The sequence below is a fragment of the Streptomyces sp. SID3343 genome, assembly GCF_009865215.1.
Taxonomy (GTDB): Bacteria; Actinomycetota; Actinomycetes; order Streptomycetales; family Streptomycetaceae; genus Embleya.
In genome coordinates, this window is the sequence record NZ_WWJX01000873.1 from 1 (window position 1) to 6,203 (window position 6,203).

6 protein-coding genes are annotated in these 6,203 nt (G+C 70.3%); 1 reads left to right on the forward strand and 5 read right to left on the reverse strand.

Annotation, left to right across the window (positions count from 1 at the left end):
• The 4 genes from GT354_RS27205 to hisS all read right to left on the reverse strand — a co-directional run.
• Positions 1-786, reverse strand: a 786-nt coding sequence (locus GT354_RS27205) for an SMC family ATPase (RefSeq protein WP_161359019.1), incomplete at its 3' end; no start/stop codon positions are given.
• Entirely contained in the window at positions 783-2,081 is a 1,299-nt protein-coding gene (locus tag GT354_RS27210) for an exonuclease SbcCD subunit D (RefSeq protein WP_161359020.1), read from the reverse strand. The genes GT354_RS27205 and GT354_RS27210, both read right to left, overlap by 4 nt.
• 213 nt (positions 2,082-2,294) lie before the next feature.
• Complete coding sequence (locus tag GT354_RS27215) at positions 2,295-2,942, reverse strand: LysE family translocator (protein WP_161359021.1); 648 nt, start codon at positions 2,940-2,942, stop codon at positions 2,295-2,297.
• Between the two features lie 61 nt (positions 2,943-3,003).
• Positions 3,004-4,365 carry a histidine--tRNA ligase gene (gene hisS / locus GT354_RS27220; protein ID WP_161359022.1) on the reverse strand — a complete coding sequence of 454 codons (1,362 nt, stop codon included), beginning with the start codon at positions 4,363-4,365 and terminating at the stop codon, positions 3,004-3,006.
• 215 nt (positions 4,366-4,580) lie between these two features.
• Here hisS and GT354_RS27225 point away from each other — a divergent pair, with 215 nt between their 5' ends.
• Positions 4,581-5,162: a GNAT family N-acetyltransferase gene (locus GT354_RS27225; RefSeq protein WP_161359023.1), complete on the forward strand. Its 582-nt coding sequence runs from the start codon at positions 4,581-4,583 to the stop codon at positions 5,160-5,162.
• Positions 5,163-5,199: 37 nt separating this feature from the next.
• On the opposite strand, the gene GT354_RS27230 is transcribed toward GT354_RS27225, so the two are convergent.
• On the reverse strand, positions 5,200-6,203 hold a 1,004-nt coding region (locus tag GT354_RS27230; RefSeq protein WP_161359024.1), incomplete at its 5' end, for a PLP-dependent aminotransferase family protein.

Genomic DNA, 6,203 nt, shown 5'->3' on the forward strand with positions numbered 1-6,203 from the left:
GGCCGCGTGCGCGTCGTCCACGCGATGGGCGGCCAGCATCGCGTCCGCCGCGGCCGTCGCCCGCGCGTGTTCCCGGGCCGCGATCGCCTCTTCCTGGCGGGCGCGCAACGTCCGCAGCCGCTCGTGCAGGCGTTCGGCTCGCTCCGTAGCCCGGTGCTCGTCGCCCTCGGCTTCGTCGGCAGCCTGTATCGGGTCGTCCAGGAGCCGCGCGAGGGCCGTCTCGGCATCGTGGTTGAGCTGGGCGAGGCGATCCCGGGCGACCTCGGAACGGCTGCGGATCCGCTGGACCTCGTCGACCCCGAAGATCGACTTGAGCATCGCGGTACGCTCCGCGTCGGTCGCGTTGAGCAGCGCGTCGAAGCGACCCTGGGGCAGGAGTACGGCGGTCTTGAAACTCTTGTAGTCGAGCTTGAGCAACTGGACGATGCGCCGGTTCACGCTGCCCACGTTGTCGATGGCGGTGCCGGTGCGCAGGTTCTCCAAGAGGGCCTGGGTGGGCTTGGTATCGGCGTGGAAGGCCCGGCGCACGCGCCAGCTTTCGCCGCCCACGGAGAAGACGAAGTCGACCGACATGGTCGCACTGCCCTCCGAGATCAGCTGGCCGACTCCCACTTCGCTCCACGAACACTTGCCGTACAGCGCGGCGGTCATCGCTTCGAGCACAGTGGACTTGCCCGCCCCCGTGTCGCCGAGGATTCCGACGAGCTTCTTGCCGGTGAAGTCCAGCGGGCCGCACGTCCCCGGGAAGCTGCGCAGTCCCGAGAACGTCAGCGTGATGGGCCTCATGCCGGCTCTCCGTGGGGGTGGTCGTGGATGCGGGTGTGGTCGTGGGTCCACGGGTCGCGCAACGCGGACTCCAGGAGATCCTGTGCGGCGCAGGGCGGTGGCGCCTCGTCGTCGAGTGTGGCCAGCAGGGCGGTGAAGCCTGCGAGGACGTCGTCGGCGACGTGCCCCGGGGTGCCGGCGGCGGACAGGTAGTCGCGGAAGGAATCGGCGAGTTCCGGTTCGGCGACCTCGGCCGTGTCGCGGCCCAGCGGGGTCACGCGTTCCGCGGCGCAGTCGCCGACGACGTCGACGACCGTGGCCCCCGGGACGGCCGCGGCCACGGCGCGGGCGAGCTGCGGGACGGGGGACTCGCTGACGATGGTGACCTTGAGCAGCGTGCCGGTGAACTTGGCGGCGCGCAGCTTCAGTTCGGCCAGCGTTCCGGTGAACTCGGCCAGCCGCCGCCCCGAGCGCAGCCGCTTGAGGTCGACTCGGGTGGGCCGACCCGGATCGGCGTCGACGATCACCACGCTCTTCGTCTCGCCGGTCTCGCCGAAGTCCAGTTGGAGCGGGCTGCCCGCGTAGCGGGCGGCGAACCGGGTACCCGACACGGCCTGCGGTTTGTGGATGTGCCCGAGAGCTCCGTAGGCGACCGCGGGCAGGTGGCCCGGGTCCGTCGCGTAGGTGTCGGTGATGTCCAGGGCGCGTTCGCTGTACGAGGGGGTGGCACCGGCCACGAACAGATGGGCGGCGAAGACCAGTACGTCCCGATCGGGTTCGTAGCCGGCGTGCAATTCGGCCAGCAGAGCGTCCTGGACCCGCCGCAGGCCCGTGGCGTAGTCGGCGTGCGCGGTGCCGGGCTCGGGGGACAGGTCCAGGAACCGGTTGGCGTGGATGAAGGGCAGTGTGGCCAGCCGGATCCGTTGATCCCCGGCGCGGGTCTCGACATCCAGCACGCCGGTGCGGTCCGCGCCCGGCGGCGCACCGACGAAGGTCAGCCGCTTCTCGCCGGGCCGGGCCCCACTCGCGGACATGAAGTCCAGGAACGCGAACAGCGCGGGCGAATCGTGATTGCCGGCCAGCACCACGGTAGGCGCCACGGCCTGCAATTCGCCGAGGGTACGCATCGCGAGCATCTGATCGCGCACGGCCGGACGGTAAGTGTCGAAGAGGTCCCCGCTGTGCACGATCAGATCCGGCTGCGCGTCTCGGGCGACCTTGACGATCTCCGCGAGCACCGCCTCGAAGTCCCCGTCGCGCGACTGCCGATACGTCGTACGACCCAGATGCCAATCGGACGTATGTACAAGCCGCATGATCCGCAAACCCCCTTCGTGTACACCACCCCCCTGCATCCAAGCACCAGTGGCCCGACCAGGCCCCACCGGGAGCCGTAAACCCGCGGCCCCCGACCCCTGCGCAACGGGTGGACGAGTGGGAACACCCACCCCGACCCCACCAAAACGCCCCCCGCCACCATCCCGTCCACGCCCCGCCCCGACCAACCCCCAGGGCCGTGCCGCCACGAACTAGGCGTCGACGGCCATCCGGATCCCCAACGCCACCATGACCACCCCGGAGGTCGCCTCCAACCGCCGCCGAACCGCGACGCGAGAAAGCACCGAGCGCATCCGCCGCACGAACGCGACGTACAGGCTGTAGAAACCGATCTCGTAGAGCGCCCACACTGCCGCCAGGCCGACCATCGTGGGCAGTTGCGGCGCGCCCGCCGGGACGAACTGGGGAAGGAACGACAGCGCGAACACCGCTGCCTTCGGGTTTGCCAGGTTCAGGGTGAGGGCCGCGCGGTACGCCCGCCGTCCGGCTCCGCGCTCCGGTTCGGTCGCGGCACCACCGGTCGCCGTCTGCTCGGCGGTGAGGCCGGCCATGCCCTCGCGGCGGGCTGCGCGGATCGCCTGGACGCCGAAGCCGACCAGGACGACCGCGCCGGTGATGCGCATGACGTCGTAGGCGAGTCGGGACGCGGCCAACAGACCGGTGAAGCCGAAGGCGGCGGCGAGCCCCCAGACGAAGACGCCGGTCTCGTTGCCGAGCACGGCCATCAAGCCCGCGCGCCGGCTCTGCAACGAGTGACGGATGATCAGAACCGAACTGGGGCCCGGACTTGCCGCGATCAGGGTGCAGGCACCGAGAAACGCCAGGAGAGTATGCGTCATGCCCGCATCCTGAACCGCCGCCCACCGTCGATGCCACCGATTTGTCCGCCCCGCGAGCGCGCTACCCGCCCGCTTCGGTTGCCCCGACCACGCCCACCCGAGGCGCCCAACTCTCCGGATCCGCGGCCACCTGTTCCGCCGAGTCCAACGCCTTCACCTCGTGCCCGGCCCCCTCTTCCGTGGGCGGGAACCACACGTACGGGATCCCCTTCCGCAGTGCGTAGCGCAGTTGCTTCTGGAGCTTGTCCGGCTGGTGGTACACCTCGGTCCGGATGCCCCGCCCGCGCAACCGCGCAGCCGTTCGTACCGCCGCCGCGAACGACTCCGTCGTCGGCGCCGCGACCAGGACCTGGGTGGGGCTCTTGGGGCCGATCGGCAGGCGACCCTCGGCGGCGAGCTTCGCGAAGATCCGGGTCAGTCCGATGGAGATGCCCACCCCGGGCAGGGCTCGCCGAATGAAGGCACCGGCGAGGTTCTCGTAGCGACCGCCCGAACAGATACTGCCGAAATCCGGGAACTCGACGAACCTGCCCTCGTAGACCGTGCCCGTGTAGTAGTCCAGACCCCGGGCGACGGACAGGTCGGCGATCACCGACCCGCGGGGCAGATCGGCCAACGCGTCCAGCACGAAAGCCAGTTCGGACAGACCCTCGGCCAACAGGTCGCTGTGCACCCCCAGCCCTCGGATCTCCTCGACGACCGACGAGTCCTCGCCGCGGATCCCGGCCAGCTTCAGACAACTCGCGACCTGGGCGTCGTCGAGTTTCAGGTCCTGCGAGAGGGACCGGGCGACCCGGTCGATCCCGAGCTTGTCGAGCTTGTCCAAGGCCCTGATCACCGCGACCGGATCGGCGATGCCCAGGCCGGTGAAGAAACCCTCCAGGATCTTGCGGTTGTTGACGTGGATGCGGAACTCGCCGATGCGCAGGGCGGTCAGGATCTCGTGCACGATCCGCGGCATCTCGGCGTCGAAGTACAGCGGGGTTCGATCGACGTTGATGACGTCGATATCGCACTGGACGAACTCCCGAAAGCGGCCCGCCTGCGGCCGTTCGCCGCGCCACACGCGTTGGATCTGATAGCGCTTGAACGGGAAGACGAGATCGTTGAAGTGTTGCGCCGTGTAACGCGCGAACGGCACCGTCAGGTCGAAGTGCAGGCCCAGGCGCGCGTCGCTGTCGTCGTCCGGATCCGCTTGGAGGCGGTGCAGCGTGTAGACCTCCTGCGATGTCTCGCCCTTCTTGGTCAAGACGTCCAGGGCCTCCACCGACGGCGTCTCGATCGAGGCGAAACCGTACGCCTCGAACGTGGTGCGGATGTGGTCCAGCCAACCCAGTTCGACCATGCGCAGTTCCGGTAGCCATTCCGGAAAGCCACTCGTCGGTGCGGGTCGCAGCGGCTGATCCTCGCGAACGGCATTCATTGTTCCCCCTCTGATCGAGCTCGGACTCGCACTCGCACTCGAAAACTCGAAGGTTCGAAGGTTCGAAGACTCCGAAACTCAAAGCTCCGTTGCGGTTTCGCCGAGCCTCACAGACGTCCGGACCGGCGGCAACGCAGTATCCACACCCCGCAGGGCCGTCCACAGGAGGGACTAATCCGGTGGACACGGCCCTACCGCCCACCGATGATCCGCACATGACCAACGGACCCGTTTCGCCCACCCCCGCATCCGCCCCCTCGGACTCCACCGCGCCCCCGCGCGTGCGTTTCGTCGACCTGGCCGGACCGCCGATGACCGCCTTGGCCGACGGCGATCTCGACGCGGCCGGCGCTGCCGCGGGGATCACCCTCCCGGACTACTTCGTGACCGACACCGCGCGGCGGCTCTGGCGGATGCGCCTGGCCCAGGTCGCCGACGACCCGGGCAGCGCACGGTGGTTCGCGCGTGCGGCCGTGTCCGAGACGGAGGGTGTCGTGGTGGGCTACTCCGGCTTTCACGGGCCGCCCGACCGGGTCGGCATGGTCGAGTTGGGCTACTCCGTGGTCCCCGAGTTTCGCCGCCGCGGCTACGCCCGGGCCATGCTCACGGCGATGGCCGAGCGAGCCGCCGCCGAACCCGACGTGGCAACGCTGCGGGTGACCATCAGCCCGGACAACGCCGCGTCGCTGGCCACGATCGTCGGCTTCGGATTCGTCCGCGTGGGTGAGCAGATAGACGAGATCGACGGGCTGGAGATCATCTTCGAAGTACCCGTGGGGACCACACCACGCACGTGACGTCGTGGCGTGCCCGTGCCCGTGCGGCGCCGGCGCCTCAGAACCGATCCGACGCCTCGCCCTGTTCGACGAACGCGTGCCGCAACCGCCGCACTCCCTCGACCAGTTGTTGCGTGCCCTCCGCGCAGGCGTAGCTCAGTCGGATGTGCGGCGCCGGAGCCTCGGCGGTGAAGTACGCGCCGCCCGGCGTCACCGCGACGCCGGCCCGCAACGCGGCGGCGGTCAGCGCGGCTACATCCGAGCCGTCCGCGAGCCGCAGCCACACGTGGTAGCCGCCGTAGGGCAACCGATCCGGCACCAGATCGGGCAACAGCCGCCCCAGGGCGCCGATCAGGGCCTGCCGGTGATCGCGCAGGCCCGACCCGAGCGCGCGCAGGTGCTGTGGCCACGCGGGGGCACCGACGAGTTCGAGGCTGGTCTCCTGGAGGGGGCGCGGCACGAAGAAGCTGTCCACCGCCTGTACCGCGCGCAGTCGTTCGAACGCCGGGCCGTGCGCGCTGAGCGCACCCACCCGCAGGCTCGGCGACGAGGGCTTGGTGAGCGAACGGATGTGCACCACCACGCCGTTCGGGTCGGCGGCGGCCAGCGGCGCGGGCAGTGCGGGCGCGTCCGCGTGGGCGAGCCGGCGAGCGAAATCGTCCTCGATCACGAACGCGCCCGCCGCGTGGGCGATACGCAGCACGTCCTCGCGTCGATCGGGAGACAGCACCGCGCCGGTCGGGTTCTGGAACAGTGGTTGGCAGACGAAGGCTCGTGCCCGGGTGGCCGCGAACGCGTCCGCCAGCAGGTCGGTGCGCACCCCGTCGGCGTCCGACGGCACCGGCACCGGCCGCAGCCCGGCGGCGCGCGCGATCGCGAGCAGCCCCGGATAGGTCGGCGACTCGACCAGCACCGGCGCGCCCGGTGCCACCAGTGAGCGCATCGCCGTGGTCAGTGCGCTCTGCCCTCCCGAGGTGATCAGCACGTCGGAGGTGGCCACCGTGCCGCCGATGTCGCGCGCGAACCACGCACGCAACTCCGGCAGGCCCTCCAGGGGCGGCC